This is a genomic window from Polaromonas sp. P1_E3 (assembly GCF_056405935.1).
Genome location: NZ_JBFUBD010000759.1, coordinates 1 through 772, shown reverse-complemented (window position 1 = coordinate 772; position 772 = coordinate 1). Strand labels below are relative to the sequence as shown.

General features: G+C 55.3%; 1 protein-coding gene. It reads right to left on the bottom strand.

From position 1 onward, the window contains the following. Positions 1–772 (bottom strand): BamA/TamA family outer membrane protein (locus tag AC1D0Z_RS23340; RefSeq protein ID WP_477660499.1); only part of this gene is annotated, 772 nt, incomplete at both ends.

Here is a 772-nt window from a genome sequence, read left to right as displayed (position 1 = left end):
GCCCACCGGGGAAATCCAGCTGATACCAATACCGGTAGAGGCTCGCAGATCATTTACGCGGAAACGCTCATTCTCACCAAAAACGTTGCCAGCGTCCACAAACCCATAGAGCCGCAGGGTACGGTCATTGCCTGCACCTGGAAACGGCGCGATAAGTTCGGCATTGAGTGTGAGCTTCTTCGGGCCACCGATGGCGAGATCGGATGCATCACGTGRGCCAAGGGAACCCTGCTCGAATCCACGTACGGAGCCCAGACCGCCTGAATAGTAGTTCTTGAAGAGTGGATAAGGCTGTCCACTCAGACCTTTACCCCATCCAAACTCGCCGTTAAGCGCAACCGTGAACTGTTTGTTCAGCGGAACATATTTCTGGACCTGGTAATTGGCCCGCACAAATTTGATGTCCCCGGCGACACCCCAGTCGCCGTAGACGCGCTGGAAAAGCCCCGAAGTTGGTACCAGCGCGCTGTCGCGGCTGTCACGCGACCAGCCCACGGTCAGTGGAATCGAGTTGCTTGTATAGCCAAACTGGTTCGCGTAGTTCTGATAGCTGACCGGCAGATTGTTACCCGGCACAATCTTCAATTGCTCGTAACCGGTACCAAAATAAACCGTGTCGTTCTCGGTGAATGGGACACCGAACCGGATGCTTGCACCCCGGGTTTTCAGGCTGTAGTCGCCGCCTTGGCCAGAGGTAGGTTTGGAGGTACGGTCATAGACATCAATGGTTCGTGAAATACCGTCCGCCGTGAAATACGGGTCGATGGTACTG